A 23,971-nucleotide genomic window follows, 5' to 3' on the forward strand; every position below is an offset into this window, starting at 1 on the left:
CAAATGAAAACAAAAAAGATAATATTTGCATGCCTGTTGGGGATAGGGTTACTGGGAACAGCATGTACCAATTTTGATTCAATCAATGAGAATCCGAATGATGCTACTGAGAATATGTATGACTTTGACAAAGGTAACCTGGGTAAAGCTTTACGTAACGGAGGGGTATTCTATGATGCAGATGTACAGCAGCGTATCAAGGCACTAGGGATGGATGTTTTTGCTCAATATGTTGGCGGAAATAGTACAGCCAGAGTCTGGACTCCTAACGATGGTTGGCTATCTCTTTATTGGAATAATTACTATACAGACTGGTTTGCTTCATTGAATATCGTAATTGCTAATGCTCAGAAATACGAAGGACGTCAAAATTCACTCGCTTTAGGTCGTATCTGGCGTGTGTATATGCAATCACAATTTACCGATTTTTATGGACCGGCTCCTTTCCCTAAATCACCGGAAGATACAAACCCTGATTATGAGTCTTTAGATAAACAGTATGAATTCTTCTTTAAGGAACTTGATGAATCTGTAAAATTATTTGATTCATCTAAAGATTTCCTCACAGTAGAAGATCAGATATATTATGGAAATATAGCTAAATGGAAACGTTTTGCAAATACATTACGGTTACGCCTCGCTATAAAAATGTCAGAGATTAATCCCGAATTATGTAAGACTCAAGCTCAAGCTGCATACAATGCGGATGGAGGTATTATGATTTCGGGCGATGATGCCGCTCTTCCCGGAGTAAGTGGAGTTTGGGGACAGCAATATGTTTATTATATGTATCAGGTTGGTTGGTCGGATCGTCAGGTGATGATGAAAACTATGGAGAAAATATTAACAGGCATTGGAGGCATGGCTTATGCCGGAACTGCTGCTATACATCCAGAGAAAGTAGATCCTAGAGGTGAACGTTATTTTGATCCTAGTCCTGAAACAAACACTTGGGCGGGACTAAAAGCCGGAATACAAACAGAACCGGCTGGTGAGCGAAATAGAGTATCAGCAATGAGTCGTACATGGATTATTCCGAATGATAATCGCAAGACAGATTTATTCCTATACTCAGAGGCTTGTTTCCTTATGGCTGAAGCTGTAGAAAGAGGTTTTGTAACAGGTGCAGGAAGTGCTAAAGATTGGTATGAGAAAGGAGTGAAGGCTTCTTTTGCAAAATGGAGCTTATCAGATAGCCAGGCTGTTGATTATTTAGCTTCTAATGACAAAAATCTTTTTGGTACTTCTGCAAATTATGACGATGCTTCAGGAAATGGTAATACAAAATTGGAAAAAATAATCACTCAGAAGTATATATCGCATTATATAGATTTGTCGAGAGAATCATGGAATGATAAGCGTCGTCTCAACTTACCGGCAATGGATATTCCAGAATATAGAGATCCGGGTGCAGGAACATATCCAAACGATGGAAATATCAAAAACCCATCAAACTTTATATCTCGAATGGTTTATCCACAAAGCGAGGCTCTGAATAATAAATCTAAATATGAAGCCGGAGTTGCTCAGCTTACAGGTGGAGATAAAACCTCTTCTCCTATATGGTGGGCTACCAAGAAAAGTAACTATTGTACATCTAATTGATAAACTTTAGTTCTTTATAACTAAAGCGGGAGAACAGACTCGTATTCTCCCGCTTTTCTAAATTCTATAGTATATTGGAGAAAACTCAATCTTTAGGAGTAGATTGATTCATTCATTTAGCCCTGTATCTTTCTCCATATTTACAATTTTCTGTATATTTTCATCTACTAAGAAAAACAGATAAATTACTCAAGTCAAATGCCATGATTTACAAAAAACTATTATCAGTATTTATATTACTATGTCTTCTTTTTTCGGCAAACTCTTGCCGTGAACAAGAGGAGAATATACATCAAAAAATTAATCTAGCTACTAACTGGTATATTCAATCGTCTGATAGCATAGAAGGTAAAGGAGACTTTGTATCTAGTTCTCAACAGTCGATAGAGAATTGGTATAGAGCAACAGTTCCATCTACGGTGATGGGTGTTCTTACTGCAAATGGAGTTTTTCCTGATATTTTTGTAGGAGCAAATATTAAAGATATAGATAAAACCCAGTTTGATAAAGCGTTCTGGTATCGTAATGAATTTGCATTGCCTGAGTTGAATAATAATCAGCATGTATCTCTTTGTTTCGATGGAATATCATATTATGCAAATATTTGGCTGAATGGAGAATTAATAGCCTCAAAAGATTCTATATATGGAACATACCGTCATTTCTCTTTTGATGTAACTCCACATGTAAAATCAGATAATAATGTTTTAGCTGTAGAAGTTTTTAGAGCCCGCCCCGGAGATCCTAATACAGGATTTGCCGATTGGAATCCTCGCCCGGCTGACGAAAGTATGGGAATATACAGGGATGTATATTTATCTATAACAGGCAATGTAAGATTGAATAATACATATGTGAAACCTGAGGTAAATACTGAAACGTTAGAGGAAGCGTGGCTTACAATAGAAACTGAAGTTGAAAATCTTACAGATCAGGAAATTTCAGGAGATTTGGTTGGAGAAATAGATTCGAAAGAATTTTCTTATTCGCTTACTTTGGCTCCTTACGAAAAGAAAAAAGTAAAGATAACATCGGTTGAGGCGGCAATGTTACACGTCAAAAATCCTCGGCTTTGGTGGTGCAATAATATGGGTAGCCCCGAACTTTACAATCTGGACTTAAAATTTAAAACAGATAATACTGTATCAGACAGAGAAGATATAACCTTTGGTATACGTCAAATAGAATCTTATCTGACAAAAGAAGGATATAGAGGTTTTAAACTAAACGGAAAGAACGTTTTGCTAAAAGCAGCCGGATGGACAGATGATATATTCCTGCGCGATACTCCTGAGAGCAACGAAATACAGGTGCAGTATGTCAAAGATATGAATATGAACATGATTCGCTTCGAAAGTTTTTGGGGTACAAGCTCTAATATATATGATTTGTGTGATAAATACGGAATAATGGCTGTTGTAGGTTGGAGTTGCCAATGGGAGTGGGAGGCATATTATGGAAAACCATGTGATGAAATGTATGGTTGCATACTCACTGATAAAGAAATCGACCTTATAGCTGAATCCTTCGCCACACAAGTACTATGGTTGCGCAATCATCCGAGTATTATATCTTGGATGCCGGGAAGCGATATGCTTCCGATACCAAAATTGGAAGAAAAATATTTGGCATTCTTGAAAGAATCAGATAACAGAATCTATGTAGGTGCAGCAAAAGAAAGAACAAGCGAACTGTCGGGTAAAACAGGAACTAAAATGGCCGGACCTTATGAATATGTGGGACCAAACTATTGGTATATTGATACTCTTTATGGTGGTTCATTTGGCTACAATACCGAAACAGGAATAGGAGCACAACTTCCCGTTTTAGAATCGATTAAAAAATTTATACCCGAAGATAAATTGTGGCCGTTAAATGATACTTGGAATTTCCATTGTACGACCTCTACAGCTGCAATGAACTCGTTGAAAGAACTCACAACTGTCATAAATAATAAATACGGACAGGCTAAAAATCTGGAAGATTATCTGATGAAGGCTAATCTTGTCAATTACGATGGCACTCGAGCTATGTTTGAAGCATTTAGAGTAAATATAGGCAAAACCACAGGTATTGTTCAATGGATGCTAAACTCAGCATGGCCATCTTTGTATTGGCAAATGTACGATTATTACAAAGTGCCTACGGCTGCTTATTATTCTGTGAAGAAAGCGAATCTACCGCTTCAGCTAATCTATAATTATGGAAATAATAGTATATATGCCGTTAATGAACAGCTAAAAGATATAAGCGGTTACAAGGCTATTGTACAGGTGTTTGATATAAACTCTACCGTTAAAGAGAAAAAAGAAATACCATTAGATATCAGAACAAATACATCTGTCAATATTTTACAACTAGGATCTCTAAAAGAAAATATATTTCTTGCTTTAGAAATATTGAATCAGCAAGGTGAGGTGGTCGCTGATAATTTCTATTGCCTATATTCTAAGCCAGATGAATATTTGTGGGATAAAACCGACTGGGTGCATACTCCTGCTAAAAGTTATGCGGATTTCAAGAGTTTATCTACTTTAAAAACAGTTAAGTTAGATATTCAGACAAACAAAAAGGCAGAGCAGGATAATATAATTTATACTGTAGAGATAAAAAACCCATCAGATAAAATAGCATTTATGGTAAATCTGAAATTAAAGGATAACAGAGGAGAGATGATTACCCCTGCTTTCTGGTCCGACAATTATATAAGTATATTACCCGGACAAAAGAAAATCCTGGAATGTAAGGTAAATAAAGGTACTATTAGTAACAATAATATAAAGTTGGATATTAAAGGGTGGAACAGCCCGTTGTTGGAGGTTAATATTTAAGGCGCAATTGAATGTAAATTGAAAAACCACTATTATTTGAGAGAACCCTAAAAGTTGACAACTTTTAGGGTTTATTTATATACATGGGTCTCTGATACATTAGACAAATTGATATATAGATTGTAAGAAATGATATTTTTACCATTATTCATACTCAAATGTGCCTCAATCTAAATGTTTTGCTTTTAATTTGTACTTATAATCTTTGCCTTATTCTTTTTTGATATTACATGAAAAATTCAATTCATCTGAAATATTTAATAGTGAATGAAAGCGACCAGCTTTGGGGCTTGACAATTAATTCTGTGGGATATCAGTCTATTACGCCTCAGACGGTATATCCTCCAAGAAATCATCCTACACGCTACTTGTTCTCAACAGAAAGGGGGCGTATTCTGGATGAATATCAGTTATTATATATAACAAAAGGGAGTGGAAAATTTATTTCTAATAGCATCGAAACAAAAAGATTCCAATCGGTAAAGGACGGAACTATATTTTTACTGTTTCCCGGAGAGTGGCATAATTATATGCCGGACAAAAACATCGGTTGGGATGAATATTGGATTGGTTTTAACGGAATAAATATTGATAATAGGGTTGCCAATGGATTTTTCAATCAAAAGAAACCAATTTTTCAGGTCGGGTTAAACGATCAGATAGTAGCTTTATACAAACAGGCAATTGAAATAGCAGCAGAACAAAAATCAGGGTTTCAACAAATGTTGGCCGGAATAGTCAACCACTTGTTAGGGTTGGCATATTCTTTAGATAAGAATTATTCCTATGAAGGTTCCGAAGTTATTAATCATGTAAACAAAGCAAAAATACTGATTCTTGAAAATTTCAGAGATATAAAACCGAAAGATATTGCAAACGAATTGAATATGAGCTATTCCAGTTTTCGTAAGGTTTTTAAAGAATACACCGGATTTGCACCTTTGCAATATATTCAGGAACTAAAAATACAAAAGTCGAAAGAGCTATTGACCAATACCGCTATTCCTGTGAAAGAAATTGCTTATCTGATGGGATTTGAAAATCAAGAGTATTTTTTTACTGCATTCAAAAAGAAAACAAATATTACTCCCTTAGAGCATAGAAGATTTACTCAGGGAGTGTGGGAAGATAAAACGAATAATGGGTTTTAGCCTTCGACCTGTCATAATAATCCTTGTATCATTTCTTTATCCCTTAAAATAGAATCCATCCAGATTTTTCTTTTTCATATTGTTATGTAAGAAAGTCCGGATGGATTCATTATTAGTCTTATAGCTGTATCAAATCTGTATATTAAAAGGTTCTATCAGACCTTTTATTTGTTCTTTGGTTAATCCCTCAGGTGTGTATCCGCAAGTTTTGGCAAATGCATATATCTGTGCCGATTTCGAAAGTGTGTCGATCAAATCGAACGTATCTGTTAGATTCTCACCTACGGCGAATACTCCATGCTTTTCCCAAATTACAATATCATGTTTGTCGAGTACAGGAAGTGTTAGTTGTGCTATAGCTGTAGTTCCGGGCACTTCGTAAGGCACAAGACCTATCCCTCGAGGTACAACGATAAACGTTTCAGGGTGCATTCCCCACAATAGATCGTTCAAAGCCTCGCTGCTTTTCAGCTCAGGAATATGGGACAATGCAATAAGATCTGTTGGATGAGTATGTAATACCAGCCTGTTCTTTGACCCTTTTTTCTTGAATGAAGATAAAATAGAAAAATGTGACGCTAACTCAGATGTTGGCTTTACGTTTTCTACTGCGATAACATCATAAGAGTTGCCATCTTTTGAAACTCTCACGATAGAGCCATTTTTTAATGGGTCTTTTGCCACATCTCGCATTCGTTTTCCTGTTCCTGTTACGTAGAAAAAGTCACCGGACAATTCTATCATATTCTTAGGAAGCTGAAAACTAGACAAAGGCGGTATGTCTTTGTTTTCATCTCCGACAATATCAGTTATATTTATTGAAATATTTCCTGCATTGCGTTCTGCCCATCCTTTTTGCCACAGATAACCCGCAATTTCGGCTACTTCATCAAGCTGTTCTTTCAGCTTATCGTTAATGTTAAAAATCATTTTCTATTATTTAAAGTTGTGGATAAATTATCGAAAATATCAAAATCGCTAACCCTGTTACAAGTATTACAATCGTCTTTTTCTTTACACCTTGCCATTCTTTGAGTATGATACCCCAAATATTACTAAACAAGACATTGAGCGACATCAGGATGCTCCACGAAAAAGCCATCATAACACTTCCCGGCTCGAAGAAGCTTTGCCCTACTCCTAATCCGAAAAACTGAGAATACCATAATAGCCCTGCCAATGCGCAGAATAGGAGATTGTTAATCCAGTTGGATGCTGTGATTGTCGTATAATCTTTGAAACTCTTATTCTTATAGTTTTGAAACAAGCAGTAGCATGCATTTGTAAGAAATCCTCCAATAGTGACAAGTAATATAATGGGGTTCAAAGTCAACAAGCTTTCTGAGCCCAATGAGAGGATGTGAGCCTTAATAGGTGCCCCGGCTTCGAGTCCTAGATTGAAGCAGGCACTCATTACTCCGGCTAATATCGCAATGAGTAAACCTTTCTTTAAGGCAAAATCTTTTACAGCCTTTTTCTTTTCATCGTCACTCATGTTGCTCGACTTCAATGCCCCGGCATACCCGATAACGGCTATCCCTGCAATGGCAATACTCACTCCGGTAAGTAGAACCAATCCTTCGCCACTAAACAGATCTTGCCCTTTGAGCAAAGCCGGAATTAACGTTCCGAATGCCGAACATGTACCCAAAGCGAGAGACTGCCCTAAAGCGATTCCCAGATAACGCATGCTCAGACCAAATGTTAAACCTCCAATTCCCCAAAGAATTCCATAGCCGACAGATTTATAAACAGCGACGCTTTCCTGTAAATAAACATCGAAAAGGGACAGTCCGTCCGGCATCGCCAGGAGTGCTCCGACAAAAGGAAAAACCAACCAAGCAAAAATACCTTGTATCAGCCAAAAACACTCCCATGACCAATTTTTCACTTTATTGATCGGAACATAAGAACTGGACTGCCCCAAGCTCCCTATTGCAATTATAACCAAACCTATTATTGTATTCATACTAAGAATGCTTTTTTCGCTTTACAGATATTTTTATATCCTTTTAGCTGTTACATCTTTTTCATACTGTTGTACTTCCCTAATATAATTTTCTCCTACAGCAATGTTATTCTTAAGACAGAAATAGTCCCAAACAGCATTCCAAGGCAGAGCTTTGGCTTCTTCAAGAAGAGCAAGACGTTCAAAATATTGTCCGTTGGCTTCATAGTCCCGTAATGTTGCTATTGGCTCAAGCAAAGCTTGCAATAGAGCTTTTTGTGTAGCTCGTATGCCGATGACGTATGCGCCTATACGGTTGATAGATGCATCGAAGAAATCGAGACCTATATGTACACGATTCAATGCATTTGCCCGGATAATTTCTTTTGCCAGTTCGATAACATCATCATTCAGTATAACTACATGATCCGAATCCCAGCGAATAGGACGACTTACGTGTAGCATTATCTCGGGAGTATATAATAGTAATGATGAGATTTTGTCTGCCACATTTTCGGAAAGATGGAAGTGGCCTGTATCCAATGTTACTATTTTTTGTTTCTTTGCTCCATAACCCAGGTAGAAATCATGAGACCCTACTGTATAACTCTCGAGTGCAATACCAAAAAGTTTAGACTCTAGACAATCTTTCATATTGAGATATTCTGTCGCAAAGATCTCATCTAATGATTGTTCCAATATCTGACGATATTTGTAGCGGTTTACTGTCAGGTCTTTCATACCATCATGTATCCACAAGTTCATGATACACGGATCATTTTGGAATTTACCCATTTCCTCAGCCACAGCACGACAACGCTTTGTATGTTCAATCCAGAAGTCGCGAATAGCTTTGTCAGGATTCGCAAGTGTTAAATCTCCGCTTTTAGGATGACCGAATGAGGTAGAGTTGAAATCCAGTTTTAAAGAATTTTCTGTAGCCCATTGCATCCAACCCGTAAAATGAGAAGGTTCGACCTGATCTCTGTCTACTGCTTTATTGCCAAATTCGCCATATATCTCATGTAGGTTTAAACGATGGTTTCCTCCTACTAGGGTTAACACTTTTTCAATATCGGAACGCAGCTCATCAATATTACGAGCTTTACCGGGATAATTTCCCGTAGCCTGAATACCGCCGCCTCCTACATTTGTCAGATTCTCAAACCCCGTTACATCGTCAGCCTGCCAACAGTGAATAGAGATTGCAACATCTTGTAATGTCTTAAGTGCAGCTTCTACATCAACGCCTATTTCCGAATAGCGTTCTTTTGCTATTTCAAAAGACTTTAATACTAATTCATTTTTTTTCATGGTCACTTCTTTATTTTTCTATTAATTTCAAAAATTTTTCGTAAGCGTTATTCCACAATTCAGTGTCTTGTGGTTCATAAGATTCAAGGGTAAATGACTCGTTGATTATAGTTCTTATCTCCTTAAGAGACTTTACCAAGCCCAATCCTTTGGCCTGCATCATGATATTTCCTATGGCTGTAGCTTCGTACGGGCCAGCTACAATGGGAAGACCTGTTGCATTAGCTGTAAACTGGTTTAATAATTTATTTTGTGAGCCGCCACCTATAATATGCAAAACTTCGATAGCGTGAGGAGATAATTCACAAAGGCAACTTAATACATATTTATATTTTAAAGCAAGGCTTTCAAAAATACAACGTATAAATTCAGCATCTTCTTTTGGTGCACTTTGTCCGGAGTCAGTACAGAATTTTATAATAGATTCTATCATACTCTCCGGATTGGCAAAGACGGCATCGTCCGGATCAACAAAGCATTGAAAGCCTTTTGCTGTTTTTGCCATTTTTATAATCTCATCGTAAGTGTATGTACGTCCTAATTGTTCCCATTCTTTACGGCATTGCTCCAGCAGCCACATGCCTGTGATGTTTTTTAGAAAACGAATTGTACCTTCAACCCCACCTTCGTTTGTGAAGTTCATTCTATATGATTGCTCATTTATAATGGGCTCATCTACTTCTATGCCCATCAACGACCATGTGCCGGAACTTATATATGCAAATTTCTTGTTCTTTGCAGGTATTGAAACAATGGCAGACGCAGTGTCATGACCTGCTACTGCAATTATCGGAATTGTATTTAATCCACACTCTTTAGCTATTGAGTCTCGAAGCAATCCGACTACTTTCCCTGGTTTTATTAGTGGAGGAATGACAGATGGATGTACTTCTATCGCTTCTAGTAGTTTATTTTCTATCTTTTTTGTCAACGGATTCAGAAACTGAGAAGTAGAAGCTATAGTATATTCACAGGCTTTGTTCCCACTCAAAAGATAAGATAACGCATCGGGAAGAAACAATATCTCTTTTGCAGATTGTAATGCCGCCGATTTTTCCATCTTGGCAGCATATAGTTGGAATAAACTGTTAAAGTTCATGATTTGTATTCCGGTAAGCTTGTATAATTCTTCTTTTGGGATGAGTTTGAAGTATTTTTCAGGACTTCTTTTTGTATATGGATCTCGGTAAGAACGAGGAAGACTCAATATTGTTCCGTCTTCGGCCACATAGACAAAATCGACTCCCCATGTATCTATACCTATTGCATTAATAGCTATATCCAAAGACGATGCTGCTCGCATGCCTTCCTTTATGGAGTTGTATATAGAATATATATTCCAGTAGTACTTTCCTTGTATCTGTAATATATCATTGCCAAACCGGGTCAACTCTCGCAATTCCAATTTTCCATTATCAAACGTTCCGAGTATAGAACGTCCGCTAGTTGCTCCCAAGTCAAAAGCTAAAAAGTTGAAAGTGTTATTCATGTTTTAAAATTTCTATTCATCACAAAAGTAGATTATAGAAATTTTAAAAAATTACACAATATGATTTTGATATTTTACAATATGATTTAAATAACGAATAGTGGTAGTTGTAAAGGCGGGGCTTATATTTATAATCCGAATCGATATCCTATACCTGATTCGGTAACTAATAGAGTAGGTTTAGTGGGATTGTCTTCTATCTTTTTTCTCAATTGGGCAACAAACACACGCAGATATTGGGTTTGCTCTACATAACCATATCCCCATACTTCTTTGAGTATGTACTGATGGGTGAGGACGCACCCTTGGTTTTTAACAAATAAACTTAGTAATGAGAATTCTGTTGGCGTTAGGTCTAATAGTTCATCTTTTTTCTTCGCAATGTGGTTTGCTACATCAACAGAGAGGTCTCCGATCTGAAATATAGGAGTGTCGTTTGCTGTTTGTCCCTGTCTTAGTGATGCTCGTATGCGGGCAAGCAGTTCTCCTGTTCTAAAAGGTTTTGTGAGGTAATCATTTGCTCCTTTATCGAGAGCATGTACAATGTCTTCTTCCGAATTGCGTACAGATAAAATAATTATTGGTTTATGGAACCACTCTCTCAGATTTTTCAACACATCTATTCCGTCGATATCAGGCAAGCCCAAATCGAGGATAATAAGTGAGGGTTGGTGTGAAGCCACCATCAGAAGACCCTCTTTACCCGTGCTTGCTTCTATCGTTTTGTATCCGCTTGCCGAAAGAGTTATTTCCAACAGGCGGCGTATTTGAGTTTCGTCGTCTACAATCAGAATTGTATCTGTATTCATCCTGCTTATTCGTTTATGTAAGATATTTTTGTCGGTATTTTTATTGTGAAACGTGCCCCTCCATTCTGCCTGTTTTCTACACTTATTGTTCCTTTATGGGCTTCCACAAATCCTTTCGCAATAGATAATCCCAAACCTAACCCTCCTGTTGTTTTATGTTCTGTTTTAAAGAACTTATTGAAGACAAACGGTAGTGTGTCAGGAGGAAAACCGGGTCCCCGATCCATTTCCTGAATAATCAGATATTCATTATCATAGAAAGATTTTAATCGGATTGATGTTCCCGGGGTTGAGTATTTACACGAATTGTAAACTAAATTATGCAATACCTGTTCCATTAGCCCGAAATCGAGTTTGACTAAAGGCATTGTTTGCGGTACAACAATATCCAAGCGGTAAGGTTTCAGTTCGTCTCGTAGATTATCTGTTACTTTGTTAAAGAGATCATTCATATCGCACCAGTCGGTATGCAATGTTATCTTCCCTGTTTCGAGACGCGATATATTCAATAGATTCTCTACCAGACGGTTCAGCCGTCCCGATGCTGTTAGTATTTCGTTATATAGCTCCTTCCGTACTTTCTCGGGATGTGAATCGGCAAGGAGAGTGTCCGATGCTCCCATAATTGTAGCAATCGGAATCCTTAGCTCATGCGATATAGAGTTGAATAGTGTTTTGTACAACTTATCTGATTCGTCAAGCAGATTTGCTTTTTTTGCTTGTTGAGCAAGATCATGATGCTCTAACGTATTCGATATCTGTGTAAGGAATGTATCCCAAAATAGCTCAGTCTCTCCGTTAAATTTCTTTTTAGGTTTTATCGCAACAACTCCCGCTTTCGTTTTCATACCTTTCAGAGGATAGAAGGTATATTCACTTAAAGAAAGAGTGTCAGTGTATTTTCCTGCCTTTTTCGAATGTTTGAAAACCCATTGTGCAATACTATATTCCGATTCCGTAAAGTCTCCCGGCTTCGCATTTTGTTGTTTTTTCTTTAATCTGCCTTCTCCATCTTGAAGAAGAAAATATGCATCTACGCCAAAATAGTTGTTTATATCTTCTTTAGAAACCTCTAAAATCTTTTTTGTGTTTTCTGCATTTGCAAGTTGTTTCGTCAGGTGAAACAAAGCATTTGTTTTCTCTGCTCTTTTGCGTGTCAATCGTTCTTGTTTACGTACTTTTGCTGTTAGTGTTCCCGTCACTAATGCTACCGCAAAGAACATACAGAATGCGAGTAAATCCTCGGGTTGAGTTATCTTTAATGTATATTGGGGTGTTATGAAAAAGAAATCCCATGCTACTGCGCTTACAGCCGAAGCCATCATGATAGGACCTAGGCGGAAAAACATGGATAGGATGAGGATTACAAATAGCAGAATAAAAGATATAGACTGATAGCCGGTCTCCCTAACAATAGGCAAGCAAAGCAAAACAGTAGACAATACAGCTAGAAAAGCTATGATGTAATGTTTGTATGACGATGAAAAATCCGGATAAGAAACTAACTTTCTTTTATATTGTTTTGCTTCAAAGCCTGGTTCTATAACGTAAATATCTATTTCTCCACTTTCTTTCAGTAACCGATTTACAAAGTTGTCACGAGAAAATAGTGATGAAAAGAAACTCTGTTTGCCCGATTTACCAATAATAATATGTGTAATGTTTTCTTTATGTGCAATGTCCAGTGTTGTGGAAACAAGATCGCTTCCTGAGGTTATTATTACTTCTGCACCAAACTCTCGGGCAAGATCAATATTTTTAGATAATTGTTCTTGTTGCTCTTCATTCAATACCTGTGTGTTTTCCACATGCAGAGCAACGAGGTCTGCACCCATCGTATATGATAAATTTTTTGCCCATCGTATCAGCTTGGCAGAAGATTTACTTGGCCCTACAAGAACCAGCAGATGCAACCCCGACTTCCACGGACCAGCTATTTGTTTCTGCTGCATGTAAGATTTAAGCTGTTTATCTACCCTGTCGGCAACAAGGCGAAGCGACATCTCACGCAATGCTGTTATATTCCCTTTCCTGAAAAAGTTTTTTGCGGCTTCTCTCGATTCAGGTAATCCGTATATCTTGCCTTCTGCCAAACGGTCGAGAAGAACATTTGGGGTAATGTCTATCAACTCCACATCATCCGCCATTTCAAACAGCTCGTCCGGAATGGTCTCTTTAACGGTCACCCCTGTTATCTGGGCTACGGTATCGTTTCTACTCTCCAGATGTTGGATATTGACAGTAGTGTATACATTTATACCATTGTCGAGTAACTCTTGTATATCCTGATAACGTTTTGCATGGCGGCTTCCTTCTGCATTGGTATGTGCAAGCTCATCTACCAAAACCAGATAAGGATGTCTCAAAATAATGGCATCCAAATCCATCTCCTCAAGAGATGTTCCTTTATATTCTATTTTTGTACGGGGGATAATTTCGAGACCTTCTAGTAGGGCGCTTGTTTCCGGTCGGTTATGAGACTCTATATATCCTACCACCACATCAACTCCTTTAGACAAGTCTATATGTGCCGTTTGTAGCATCGAATAGGTTTTGCCTACACCGGGTGACATTCCGAAAAATATCTTCAACTTCCCACGTTTCTTGGTTTCCTCTTCCTGATTTATCGAAGTTAAAAGCTTATCAGGATCAGGACGATTTTCTTCCATTTTCATTTCAACTTATCCAGTTCCAAATTTAGCATAAAAACATTTACTCTCTTGCATCCCAATATACCAAATTGAGGTGACTCTGTCAGTTTATCTACTAGCATGTTTAGTTTTTGCTTTTGTCCTTCCGAAAACCCTCGGGCTTCAGATATACGTTGTATTTGTATCTTTGCTGCCTCGGGCGAGATATGCGGATCTAATCCACTAGCTGAAGCGAATAACAAATCTGCCGGGATGATGGTTTCATTAGATAATTTATTCTTTGTTGTGATGTCTGTTTTTCGCAATTGTACAAGTTCGTATAGCTTCTTACTTGTCAGGCTGAGGTTCGATCCTCCCGATGCCAGCGTATTATAATCTGTCGCTGATGGTCGGGGATTGAAATAGATCACTGTATCTGTTTTTTGACCGATTAGTTCACTACCTCGCAATATGCCGTTGACTTCAATTAATGATCCATTGGCCTTTGACGGAAAAGCTAATTGAGCAATTCCGGTTATGAACAAAGGATAAATAACGCCTAAAAGCAGAGTCATTATTCCCAATATTTTTAATGATATAATTAATTGACTTTTCATTTTTGTTCAGAATATTTGTAATAACATATCTATTAGTTTGATTCCAATAAATGGTGTTGCAATACCACCAAGCCCATAAATACAAAGATTACGGAGTATAGATTTAGATGGTGATTCAGCTCTGTATTTTACTCCTTTCAGAGCCAGAGGTATCAGAAATATAATTATAATGGCATTGAATATAATTGCACTTAAAATTGCATTTTCGGGAGAAGACAAACCCATAATATTTAATACGGACAATGCCCCTTTACCTGATATTCCGGCATATAATGTAACACCTATTGCCGGAATGATTGCAAAATATTTAGCTACATCATTAGCGATACTGAATGTGGTTAACGCTCCGCGGGTCATAAGCAATTGTTTCCCTACTTCTACGACCTCTATCAGCTTGGTAGGGTTGCTATCCAGATCGACCATATTTCCTGCTTCCCGTGCGGCTTGTGTGCCGCTACTCATAGCTATGCCAACATCCGATTGGGCAAGAGCAGGAGCATCATTTGTGCCATCACCGATCATTCCCACCAGATGACCGTTCGATTGCTCTTCTCTTATCTTTCTAAGTTTATCTTCCGGCTTTGCTTCAGCCAAAAAATCATCTACTCCGGCTTCTGCTGCAATGGCGGCGGCGGTTAACGGGTTGTCTCCGGTAATCATCACTGTTTTTATTCCCATTTTTCGTAATTGGGTAAAGCGTTCTTTAATACCCCCTTTCACAATGTCCTTCAGGTGTATAATGCCTAGCACCTTGTTATCTCTTGCTACTATCAGAGGAGTGGCTCCCTGTTGTGACAACTCATCTGACTTCTGTTTTATATCTTCAGGGAAGAATCCGTTATTATTAAAAATGAAAGAACGTATCGCATCTACAGAGCCTTTTCTTATTTTTTGTATCTTGCCATCAACAGTTATATCTACACCACTCATTCGGGTTTGTGCGGTGAAAGGGATAAATTCCGCTTCTATTCCCGCAAGGTCACGCCCCCGAATATTAAATTTCTCTTTAGCCAGAATTACAATCGAACGACCTTCCGGTGTTTCATCACTCAGAGAAGATAGTTGTGCCACATTGGCTATTTTATTTAAGCTTACACCTTCGGCGGGAATAAAATCGGTCGCCATACGATTTCCCAAAGTGATTGTCCCTGTTTTATCCAATAGTAAAACATCCACATCACCTGCGGCTTCTATTGCACGTCCGCTAGTGGCTATTACATTATGCTTCATAAGTCTGTCCATACCACTTATGCCAATTGCGCTCAGCAATCCTCCGATAGTGGTAGGGATAAGGCAGACCAAAAGGGCAATTAGTACAGGCAAATTCAAATTGTTTGATTGCGGTAGCCCTGATGCATGTAGACTATAACCGAAAAAAGAAGGTAGTGTGGCCACTGCAAGAAGAAAAACAATAGAAAGTCCCGAAAGTAAAATAGTCAAGGCAATCTCGTTTGGTGTTTTCTGCCGTTTCGCTCCTTCCACTAATGCGATCATCCTGTCGATAAATGTATTTCCGGCATCGGAGGTTATTCTAATAGTGATCTTATCGCTTAATACCTTTGTTCCTCCCGTTACTGCATTTCGGTCACCTCCGCTTTCTCTGATAACAGGAGCTGATTCTCCTGTTATTGCTGACTCATCTACAGTTGCTATTCCTTCTATGACTTCGCCATCGGATGGAATAATATCCCCGGTTTCGCAGATTACAACATCATCTTTTTTTAAATTTTCGGCTGCCACAATATCTTCCTTTCCATCTTTCAGAAGGCGGGCTTTAGTCCGGGAACGATTGGCTTTCAGACTCTCTGCCTGAGCTTTGCCTCTCCCTTCGGCAATAGCTTCCGAGAAATTAGCGAATAAAACGGTTATCCATAACCATATTGCTATTTGTAAGTTGAAAGTAGAGAATACTCCGTCTATCGTTCCTTCAAAAACAATGATGGTTGTAAGCAAAGCTCCGATAGCAACAATAAAGATAACCGGATTTTTGATTAGTAAATTCGGATTTAATTTGATAAAGGACATTTTGATAGCCTCTATCAATATCTTTTTATCTAAGAAACTTTTATTTTGATTTTTCATTATTCTGTTGTTTTTAAAATAGAACTCCGTTTTGCATTAGGATATGGTCTACAATTGGCCCTAACGATAAAGCAGGGAAGAATGTCAGACCTCCAACGATCATAATAATTGATATGAGTAATCCAACAAACAATAGATTATCAGTTCGGAACGTCCCTTGAGACACCGGGATGATTTTCTTTTCAGCAAGACTTCCTGCTATCGCAAGCACAGGAATGATAATACCGAACCGTCCGATAAGCATCCCCAAAGCTATCAGGAGATTATAGAAAATGGTAGATGCATTGAGTCCGGCAAAGGCACTACCATTATTGCCTGCGGCAGAAGTAAAGGCATACAGTATTTCTGATAATCCGTGCGAACCGCCATTATTCAGGCTCGACAGTCCTTGCGGAATAGAACATGCAATAGCTGAAAATAATAGAATAACAATAGAAGGGCTAAGTATTGCTATGAGAGCCATTTTCACTTCAAAAGCTTCTATTTTTTTACCCAAATACTCAGGAGTACGACCAACCATAAGGCCTGCAATAAATACAGTGAGTATAATAAATATGACAATACCATATAAGCCTGCACCAGCTCCGCCATAAATGACCTCGCCTAACATCATATTTATCATGGCTACCATTCCCGAAAGAGGAGTGAGGCTGTCATGCATCGCATTAACAGATCCATTGGATGCGGCAGTTGTGAGTGTTGACCACAGCACACTATTTGTTATTCCAAAACGAGTTTCTTTCCCTTCCATATAAGCCATATTGTGCCAGACGTCCGATTGGTGAAATTCGGAATATAAAGAGACAAAAAGGCCTGCTCCCAATAAAATAAACATAGCTGCAAATATCGCCCAGCCTTGTTTCTGTGATTTGACCATTTTTCCGTAAGTGTATGTCAAAGCTGCAGGGATAAGCAAAATGGATAAAAGTTGCAGAAAGTTGGAAAAAGGTGTCGGGTTTTCAAACGGATGGGCACTATTTGTACCGAAGAAGCCTCCTCCATTAGTTCCCAACTGTTTGATAGCAATCTGAGATGCTGCGGGACCTTGTGGTATAACTTGTGTATTTCCTTGCAGGGTTGTGACATGGGTGTAACTATCAAAATTCTGGATTACTCCTTGTCCAGCCAATAAGACTGCAAGTAGGATGGATAAAGGAAGTAAGATATAGAGTGTAGAACGGGTAATGTCTACCCAGAAATTACCAAGGACATCAGTTGTCTTCCCCTTTATTCCACGTATTAGTGCCGTCAAAACAGCAATCCCTGTTGCTGCGCTTAAGAAGTTTTGCACTGTAAGTCCTATCATTTGGCTGAAATAGCTCAGCCCTGTTTCGCCTGAGTATGATTGCCAGTTGGTATTGGTTATAAAGCTCACCGAAGTGTTAAATGCTGTGTGCCAATTCATATTCCCTATCTGCTGAGGATTTAGTGGTAGCCATTGCTGAGTTACTAATACTAAGAATAAGAAGATAAATCCTATCAGGTTAAATAGTAACAATGCCATGGTGTATTTCTTCCAATTCATTGATAGGTTTGTATCTATTGCGCATATTTTGTATATTAACTTCTCCGGTTTGCTAAATATCGGAGTTAATATATTTTTCTCTCCATTTAATACTTTGGCCATAAATGAACCCAATATAGGTGTCAACGCTATAAGCAAAAATAGAAAAAGGAAGATTTGTATATAATCATTGATTTCCATATCAATTATCATTAAAATTTTTCGGGTTTTATTAATACATAAATGAGATATCCTAGAATGAGGATAGCTATAATTGCTCCGATGATATAAGTTATTTCCATATTTTATATTCATTTTAAGTACGATACAAAGCTATAGTGAAAGTTGTAAGGATTTTGTAAAGAAAATAGATGCGGTATAAAGATTTTATAAAGATTTTGCGGAGTCTTGTGAAGTTCCTATAATGTCGTTGGGTAGGGTAGAGTAGAGGTGTTTCCGAATTGAGTTTCGGATTTAAAATAAAACAAGACAATAGTCGAAAATATTATTTTCTCGTATTGTCTTGCCTGTTAAATTATTGAAGAGCTTGTCAATCGATAATATTACTCTTGTTCAAAAAGATCATTGATATCCTTTATTCTGTATCAGCTTACCATTCGATTTGGTAACTTGAACTGCCGGATAAGGAAATACCATCATATAATCCTGATATGGATTCTTTATCTTATAATCTTGATAATCTGCGATTTCAAATGTTGATTCAGGGTTAGCACGATCAGCATATTTACGTACACGTGGATGAGAATTCAACTCTTTGTTAGCTAAAGCCTTAATAGTGGCATTCGAAGAGCGATTCCAACGTTTCAAATCGAATAGGTGGTCTGTGAATTCAAAGGCCAGCTCACAACGACGCTCATGATACAAATCAGCCATTGTTGGTGTATGATCGAGAAGGGCAAGATTTGATCTTTGACGTACCGCATCAATATCCGTTTTGGCTTTATCCGCCTGATTGGTCATCAGATAAGCCTCGGCACGGAATAGAAGCATTTCGGCAAAGCGGATAAGTGGAAAATTGATACGTGCAGTAGGCCAGTCTCCACTTGTATTCACATAACCTGCTTCAGACGCATTTGCATATTTGAACGGATCCATGTATTTATTGATCATAAACCCGGCTTCTATATCTGATGTTGAGTAGAATTTACGAGTTGTACCCCAGAATTCGAACTCCTGATTGTATTCAAGGATAGAACGTTTCAGACGATCGTTTCCTACTCCATCTTTCAACATTTCTTCATAAATATCGTATGATGGTTTGTTCTGTCCCCAACCATTAAAGATACCCCAACCTTTGTTTTCGAGAACAACTCCGGGAAACTCACTGCCACCACCGTTTGCTCCACCATCCGAAGGGATAGACCAGATATATTCACTATTCCAAAATTTAGAAAAATCGGAAGAAAATACTTCGGCGAATGTAGGAGCTAGTGCACGTCCGTAATTTGTTTCCAACGAATTTACCATATCTATTACATTCTTCCATTGGGTTTCGTCCCATGTTGCCCAATAGGCATAAACCTTAGCTTTGTATGCCACTGCAGCAGCCTGATGTGCACGACCTTTGTCTTCGTCGGCGTATGCCTCAAATTTTGGAAGATAAGTGATTGCTTTGTCCATATCCTCAATAATGTACTTGTAGTTATCTACAACAGATGCTTGTTGCGGAGGGATAGAGTTATCATAACCACTCGGAAAATCTTCGTAGCGAACAAATGGTGCTCCCTGTTCGTTGGTTCCATATCTGTATGCCATAACGAAATGAGACATTCCACGCATAAAATATGCTTCACCCAGGCTTCGTGTTTCGATATTGCTTAGGGTTGTACTCTTTTGCTTTTTCAATAGCTCCTGAATTACCCAGTTGGAATAAGCAATATTTTCATAAAATAGAGTGAAGTTATTGTTCAAAGGACTTTCGTCTCCCGTATAAGCAAAAGTAGCCAGTGTAGGAAAACCACGTGTACGTCCCCAAACAATGTCGCATGCAGCGCCTTGTTCCCAAAATAGGTCACGACCATATGATGTTTCTCTGTGAAGAGGTTTATATAAAGCTGTTATTGCATCTATAGCCTGCTGGTCGTTCTTAAAGTAAGAAGTGGTAGTAGGATTCCCTTCCGATTGAACATCCAAAAAGTCGGAACAGGAACTAAAAGCCAGAACAAATAAGACTAATGCAATTATAATTTTTTTACTATCCATATACGTTGATTATTAATGCAAATCTGTAATTAGAATGATCTGCCGGTTTATTTAATTAGTATTGAATATTATTTTAATATGTAAGTTTTACTCCTAAAGATAGAACTCTGGATACCGGGTATTTAATTGCATCCCATCCTCCTGTTTCAGGGTCCATTCCTGAGTAGTTGGTGAATGTATACAAATTCTCTCCACTCACATAAACAGACATATTGCTGTTGCGTTGGGCAAGGTAAGATGATTTGCGTAGTATGCTGCTCAAGTCATAAGAAATAGTCAAGTTCTTGAAGCGCACATACGAAGCATCTTCCAAATACCAATCTGACGCAGTAGCAAAGTTACCGTTAGGGTCTGATTTTGATAAACGAGGTATATTTGATGATGTGTTTGTCGGACTCCATGCATTCAATATTTCGTTTGAGCGGTTAAAGTTGCCTTCAACATCACTCAAAGTCATGTATTTACCTACGTATAACGATTGTGCACCTCCTACACCCTGAAACATAGCACTCAATGATACTTTCTTGTAAGTGAAGCCCAATGTTAAAGCAAATGTTGTTTTAGGTATTGCACTTCCACAATATTGACGGTCGGCAGTGTTGATTACTCCATCATTATTATAGTCTACAAACTTCAAGTCTCCCGCTACAGCATTTGGTTGAATACGTTTTCCGTCTTTATCTACATACGCTGCAGCTTCTGCATCGCTTTGGAAAATTCCGTCTGTCTTTATTAAGAAATAAGAATTCAAAGGCTGTCCTTGCGCAGTTTGATACAAATAAGGAAGATTCCGGAATGTAGTATTATCTGTCCATACCCCCGGTGTTCCGTCTGCATTTTTCACACCTATATCAGATACCCAGTTTCTCAAAGTCGAGAAGTTGCCTGACACGAAGTAAGACATATCTTTGTTGATATGGTCAGCCCAGTTGGCCTGGACTTCAAATCCTCTATTACGCACTTCTCCCTGATTGATTTTCATCGCTTCTAATCCTATTGTTGTAGGCCAATCTAGAGTTTGATCCTGTATCAGATTATAAGTTTTTTTGTCAAAATAATCGAGCGATAGAGCTAAGCGATCTCTAAACATACTTAGGTCTAAACCAAAGTCCATTTGCTCTGAGGTTTCCCATGTCAGATCCGGATTAATAGCTGTATTTTTATATACACTTGTACCCCATTTGCCACCTGTCGGAACACCATATTGACCGGAATTATTACCTGTGTTTTCTTCTTTGTTGAGGATCAGTGATTTATAATTCCTATTTAATGAAGAAATATTACCTACACGTCCCCATGATGCGCGTATCTTGAGTAGGCTTAGAAGATCTGTTTTCTTAAAGAACTTTTCGCTCGAAATTTTCCAGGCCAGTGTTGTTGCAGGAAAATCACCGTAATTGTTTTCTTTTGGTAAACGTCCGGCATAGTCGCGGCGCCACGATCCGGTGATGAAGTATCTATCGTCGTAAGAATAAGCCAAACGTGCTATCAGTGAGACATTGGCATCGGGGCCGTTTAGATAATCTTGAGCTGTTGTAGATCCAGCAAAAGCCAGATATTGTAAGAAATCTGATTCATCAGCAAATCCTGATCCTGATACCTTAAGTTCACGTTGTTCATAATGGTCTGCTGTGGTAGAAAGAAGTCCGCTTACCGAATGTTTGCCAAATATTCCGTCATAGGTCAGTGTATTTTCTGTTTTCCACTGATCCGAGCGATAAGTGGATTCGTTCAAAGTGTTTGACATATCGGGTTTACCTATCTCATCACGGATGGGTGTAAAGTTTTTATAATAATTACTTTCTAAATTATATGAAAAGCGGCTGGTAAACTTTAGTCCATCTATTATGTTCGCAATTTCAAGAGTTGTATTTGTCCATGTATTGCTTGTTTTGTTGTAATTATTATCAGCAAGTAGTAAGCGAACAGGGTTAATGGCGTCTCCGTGAATATCAGCAAAGTTTGAACCATATTTTGCAATATAAGCAGGGTCTTCAGTCGTAACTCCACCATAAGATCCGTCTAAAGGATTATAGACTGTAGCACTACGAGGCATATATAGTGCAGAAAGTATAGCTCCCGAATAAGCGCTTCCTGTATCAATTCCTCGACTTTGTGTATTTTTCCAAACAAAATCTTCAGAAATTGTTACCCACTTATTCAGCTTCATACTTGCATTGTAGCGGAGGTTGATTGACTTATTGAAAGTATTGATCAATGTTCCCTGATCATTGTCAGAAGAAAATGATATACGGTTTTTAAAACTTTCTGTTCCTACATTCAATGTTACATTATGACGTTGATATGCGGCTGTTCTAAAAATTTCATCCATCCAATCAGTTCGTGTGGTTCCTACATATGGGTTGCGGCTAGTATCCCAACCAATAGGTAATGTGAGACCTGCATTACTGAAAGAGGTTTTACGCATTTCGATTTGCTGTTCTGCAGTTAAAGATTGAAGGAGATTAGTAGCCTCACGTGTACCGAATATACCCTCATACGAAAGAGACGGCTCGCCTTTCTTTGCTTTTTTTGTGGTTACTAAGACTACACCTCCAGCTCCAGCCTGAGCTCCGTAAATAGCTGCCGATGCAGCATCCTTAAGCACTACAATCGATTCAATGTCATTCATCGAAGCAATAGCCATTCCCGGAACGCCATCTACTACCCAAAGTACGTTATCTCCTAGTTGAGAACCTTGTCCACGAATTACGATATTAGGAGTAGAAGTAGGGTCTCCACCATTTGAGCTAATGGTTACGCCGGCCAACTGACCTTGAAGCATATTTTCGGTAGAGCTTACGGGACGAACGGTTAATTCATCAGCATTGCTTATAACACCTACCGCAGCAGACAAATCTTGTTTGCGGGCATTGCTTCCATAACCTAGTACTACAACCTGATCTAGCGACTGGGCATTTTCAGTAAGGGTTACATCAATAATTCCTGCATTGGCAACACGCTCCACTGTTTCATATCCAATGAATGAATAGCGTATAATAGACTGTTTGTTAGGAACGTCTAATGTATACTTCCCATCCAAGTCTGTAATTGTACCTATGGTTGTCCCTTTTACAGACACACTCACACCCACTAAGGGTAATCCTTCTGAGGATACAGTTCCTTTTACTTGCGTACTTTGTGCCCATACGCTCTGCGAGGAAATGGACATAAAAGTAAGAAACATGAAAATTTTAAATAAATACTTCTTTAACATAAATTTTGCTTTATATTTAAATTATCTCAAATTGCAGAGGCAAAAATAGATGTTAAGCCAAAAGAGATAGACAATATTATATTAAGTATTTATTAATTATTTCTTACAGAATATAAAGGTAAATTTCATTGTTATCTACCCCTTTAAAGGCGATTTCATCTATCTGCCTGTTTAGGTTAACGTGCTGAAAATATTAAAATGAATATTATATGAGTTAGTCTTCAATTATTCTGAATTTCATTATTGAAATTTGCTACAAAGGAATGGAAAAGTTGTATCTTTTTATGAAAAAAGATTAGTAAAAAGCAAAATTAAGCAAAACGGTTAAAACCTTTGCTATACAAGGCTTTATAAAAAGAGTAGTCTTAGTTCGGAAGTCGGTGTCTGATAGTTTTGGGGCTTAAATTGACTAGGTTAGGTTACTAATTCGTTACCGATTGACAAAGGTAACAGTGTGGTTTAACTGATTATATTTCAGTGTTTTGCACCCTTTTCTACATTCCCTTGTAACTCAATGTAATTTAATTTTAAACGTTAAACATTTGAGTTAT

15 protein-coding genes are annotated in these 23,971 nt (G+C 38.1%); 3 read left to right on the forward strand and 12 right to left on the reverse strand.

Going from position 1 to position 23,971, the window contains the following annotated elements; translation table 11 throughout:
• Nucleotides 1-3 precede the first annotated feature (3 nt).
• The 3 genes from BGO84_RS16810 to BGO84_RS16820 all read left to right on the forward strand — a co-directional run bounded on the left by BGO84_RS16810 (nucleotide 4) and on the right by BGO84_RS16820 (nucleotide 5,587).
• Nucleotides 4-1,605 carry a SusD/RagB family nutrient-binding outer membrane lipoprotein gene (locus tag BGO84_RS16810; RefSeq protein ID WP_291030937.1) on the forward strand — a complete coding sequence of 534 codons (1,602 nt, stop codon included), beginning with the start codon at nucleotides 4-6 and terminating at the stop codon, nucleotides 1,603-1,605.
• 203 nt (nucleotides 1,606-1,808) lie between these two features.
• Nucleotides 1,809-4,436: a sugar-binding domain-containing protein gene (locus BGO84_RS16815; RefSeq protein ID WP_291030939.1), complete on the forward strand. Its 2,628-nt coding sequence runs from the start codon at nucleotides 1,809-1,811 to the stop codon at nucleotides 4,434-4,436.
• Nucleotides 4,437-4,666: 230 nt separating this feature from the next.
• Nucleotides 4,667-5,587: an AraC family transcriptional regulator gene (locus tag BGO84_RS16820; protein WP_252639112.1), complete on the forward strand. Its 921-nt coding sequence runs from the start codon at nucleotides 4,667-4,669 to the stop codon at nucleotides 5,585-5,587.
• Nucleotides 5,588-5,716: 129 nt separating this feature from the next.
• On the opposite strand, the gene rhaD is transcribed toward BGO84_RS16820, so the two are convergent.
• From rhaD to BGO84_RS16880, 12 genes are all read right to left on the reverse strand, one after another.
• Nucleotides 5,717-6,517 (reverse strand): rhamnulose-1-phosphate aldolase, encoded by an 801-nt coding sequence (rhaD, locus tag BGO84_RS16825; protein WP_135107321.1) that lies wholly within the window; start codon nucleotides 6,515-6,517, stop codon nucleotides 5,717-5,719.
• Between the two features lie 10 nt (nucleotides 6,518-6,527).
• A complete protein-coding gene (gene rhaT, locus BGO84_RS16830) occupies nucleotides 6,528-7,556 on the reverse strand; it encodes an L-rhamnose/proton symporter RhaT (RefSeq protein WP_291030941.1) in 1,029 nt (342 codons plus the stop codon).
• 33 nt (nucleotides 7,557-7,589) lie between these two features.
• Nucleotides 7,590-8,849: an L-rhamnose isomerase gene (locus BGO84_RS16835; RefSeq protein ID WP_291030943.1), complete on the reverse strand. Its 1,260-nt coding sequence runs from the start codon at nucleotides 8,847-8,849 to the stop codon at nucleotides 7,590-7,592.
• A gap of 10 nt (nucleotides 8,850-8,859) precedes the next feature.
• Nucleotides 8,860-10,338: an FGGY-family carbohydrate kinase gene (locus tag BGO84_RS16840; RefSeq protein ID WP_291030945.1), complete on the reverse strand. Its 1,479-nt coding sequence runs from the start codon at nucleotides 10,336-10,338 to the stop codon at nucleotides 8,860-8,862.
• Nucleotides 10,339-10,466: 128 nt separating this feature from the next.
• On the reverse strand, nucleotides 10,467-11,147 hold the full coding sequence (locus BGO84_RS16845; RefSeq protein ID WP_291030947.1) for a response regulator: 681 nt from the start codon (nucleotides 11,145-11,147) through the stop codon (nucleotides 10,467-10,469).
• A 5-nt stretch (nucleotides 11,148-11,152) separates the two neighbouring features.
• Entirely contained in the window at nucleotides 11,153-13,816 is a 2,664-nt protein-coding gene (locus BGO84_RS16850; protein ID WP_291030949.1) for a sensor histidine kinase KdpD, read from the reverse strand.
• 2 nt (nucleotides 13,817-13,818) lie between these two features.
• On the reverse strand, nucleotides 13,819-14,394 hold the full coding sequence (gene kdpC, locus BGO84_RS16855) for a potassium-transporting ATPase subunit KdpC (protein WP_291030951.1): 576 nt from the start codon (nucleotides 14,392-14,394) through the stop codon (nucleotides 13,819-13,821).
• Nucleotides 14,395-14,400: 6 nt separating this feature from the next.
• Complete coding sequence (kdpB, locus tag BGO84_RS16860; protein WP_291030958.1) at nucleotides 14,401-16,479, reverse strand: potassium-transporting ATPase subunit KdpB; 2,079 nt, start codon at nucleotides 16,477-16,479, stop codon at nucleotides 14,401-14,403.
• Nucleotides 16,480-16,489: 10 nt separating this feature from the next.
• The gene (kdpA, locus tag BGO84_RS16865) at nucleotides 16,490-18,181 is read right to left on the reverse strand and encodes a potassium-transporting ATPase subunit KdpA (RefSeq protein ID WP_291030954.1); all 1,692 of its coding nucleotides are present in this window, start codon (nucleotides 18,179-18,181) and stop codon (nucleotides 16,490-16,492) included.
• An 11-nt stretch (nucleotides 18,182-18,192) separates the two neighbouring features.
• The gene (kdpF, locus tag BGO84_RS16870; protein WP_006844131.1) at nucleotides 18,193-18,282 is read right to left on the reverse strand and encodes a K(+)-transporting ATPase subunit F; all 90 of its coding nucleotides are present in this window, start codon (nucleotides 18,280-18,282) and stop codon (nucleotides 18,193-18,195) included.
• Between the two features lie 280 nt (nucleotides 18,283-18,562).
• A complete protein-coding gene (locus BGO84_RS16875; protein ID WP_291030956.1) occupies nucleotides 18,563-20,203 on the reverse strand; it encodes a RagB/SusD family nutrient uptake outer membrane protein in 1,641 nt (546 codons plus the stop codon).
• 73 nt (nucleotides 20,204-20,276) lie between these two features.
• The gene (locus tag BGO84_RS16880) at nucleotides 20,277-23,390 is read right to left on the reverse strand and encodes a TonB-dependent receptor (protein WP_291030960.1); all 3,114 of its coding nucleotides are present in this window, start codon (nucleotides 23,388-23,390) and stop codon (nucleotides 20,277-20,279) included.
• Nucleotides 23,391-23,971: the final 581 nt, after the last annotated feature.

Origin of the sequence: Dysgonomonas sp. 37-18 (assembly GCF_001899125.1) — a bacterium.
Classification (GTDB): Bacteria; Bacteroidota; Bacteroidia; order Bacteroidales; family Dysgonomonadaceae; genus Dysgonomonas.

What these genes read in the sequence shown, in the direction of transcription:
- rhaT (WP_291030941.1), bottom strand. Translation starts at nt 7,556, where the DNA reads ATGAATACAATAATAGGTTTGGTTATAATTGCAATAGGGAGCTTGGGG.
- BGO84_RS16815 (WP_291030939.1), top strand. Translation starts at nt 1,809, where the DNA reads ATGATTTACAAAAAACTATTATCAGTATTTATATTACTATGTCTTCTT.
- BGO84_RS16880 (WP_291030960.1), bottom strand. Translation starts at nt 23,390, where the DNA reads ATGTTTCTTACTTTTATGTCCATTTCCTCGCAGAGCGTATGGGCACAA.
- kdpA (WP_291030954.1), bottom strand. Translation starts at nt 18,181, where the DNA reads ATGGAAATCAATGATTATATACAAATCTTCCTTTTTCTATTTTTGCTT.
- BGO84_RS16840 (WP_291030945.1), bottom strand. Translation starts at nt 10,338, where the DNA reads ATGAATAACACTTTCAACTTTTTAGCTTTTGACTTGGGAGCAACTAGC.
- rhaD (WP_135107321.1), bottom strand. Translation starts at nt 6,517, where the DNA reads ATGATTTTTAACATTAACGATAAGCTGAAAGAACAGCTTGATGAAGTA.
- kdpC (WP_291030951.1), bottom strand. Translation starts at nt 14,394, where the DNA reads ATGAAAAGTCAATTAATTATATCATTAAAAATATTGGGAATAATGACT.
- BGO84_RS16835 (WP_291030943.1), bottom strand. Translation starts at nt 8,849, where the DNA reads ATGAAAAAAAATGAATTAGTATTAAAGTCTTTTGAAATAGCAAAAGAA.
- BGO84_RS16875 (WP_291030956.1), bottom strand. Translation starts at nt 20,203, where the DNA reads ATGGATAGTAAAAAAATTATAATTGCATTAGTCTTATTTGTTCTGGCT.
- BGO84_RS16810 (WP_291030937.1), top strand. Translation starts at nt 4, where the DNA reads ATGAAAACAAAAAAGATAATATTTGCATGCCTGTTGGGGATAGGGTTA.
- kdpF (WP_006844131.1), bottom strand. Translation starts at nt 18,282, where the DNA reads ATGGAAATAACTTATATCATCGGAGCAATTATAGCTATCCTCATTCTA.
- BGO84_RS16850 (WP_291030949.1), bottom strand. Translation starts at nt 13,816, where the DNA reads ATGGAAGAAAATCGTCCTGATCCTGATAAGCTTTTAACTTCGATAAAT.
- BGO84_RS16845 (WP_291030947.1), bottom strand. Translation starts at nt 11,147, where the DNA reads ATGAATACAGATACAATTCTGATTGTAGACGACGAAACTCAAATACGC.
- BGO84_RS16820 (WP_252639112.1), top strand. Translation starts at nt 4,667, where the DNA reads ATGAAAAATTCAATTCATCTGAAATATTTAATAGTGAATGAAAGCGAC.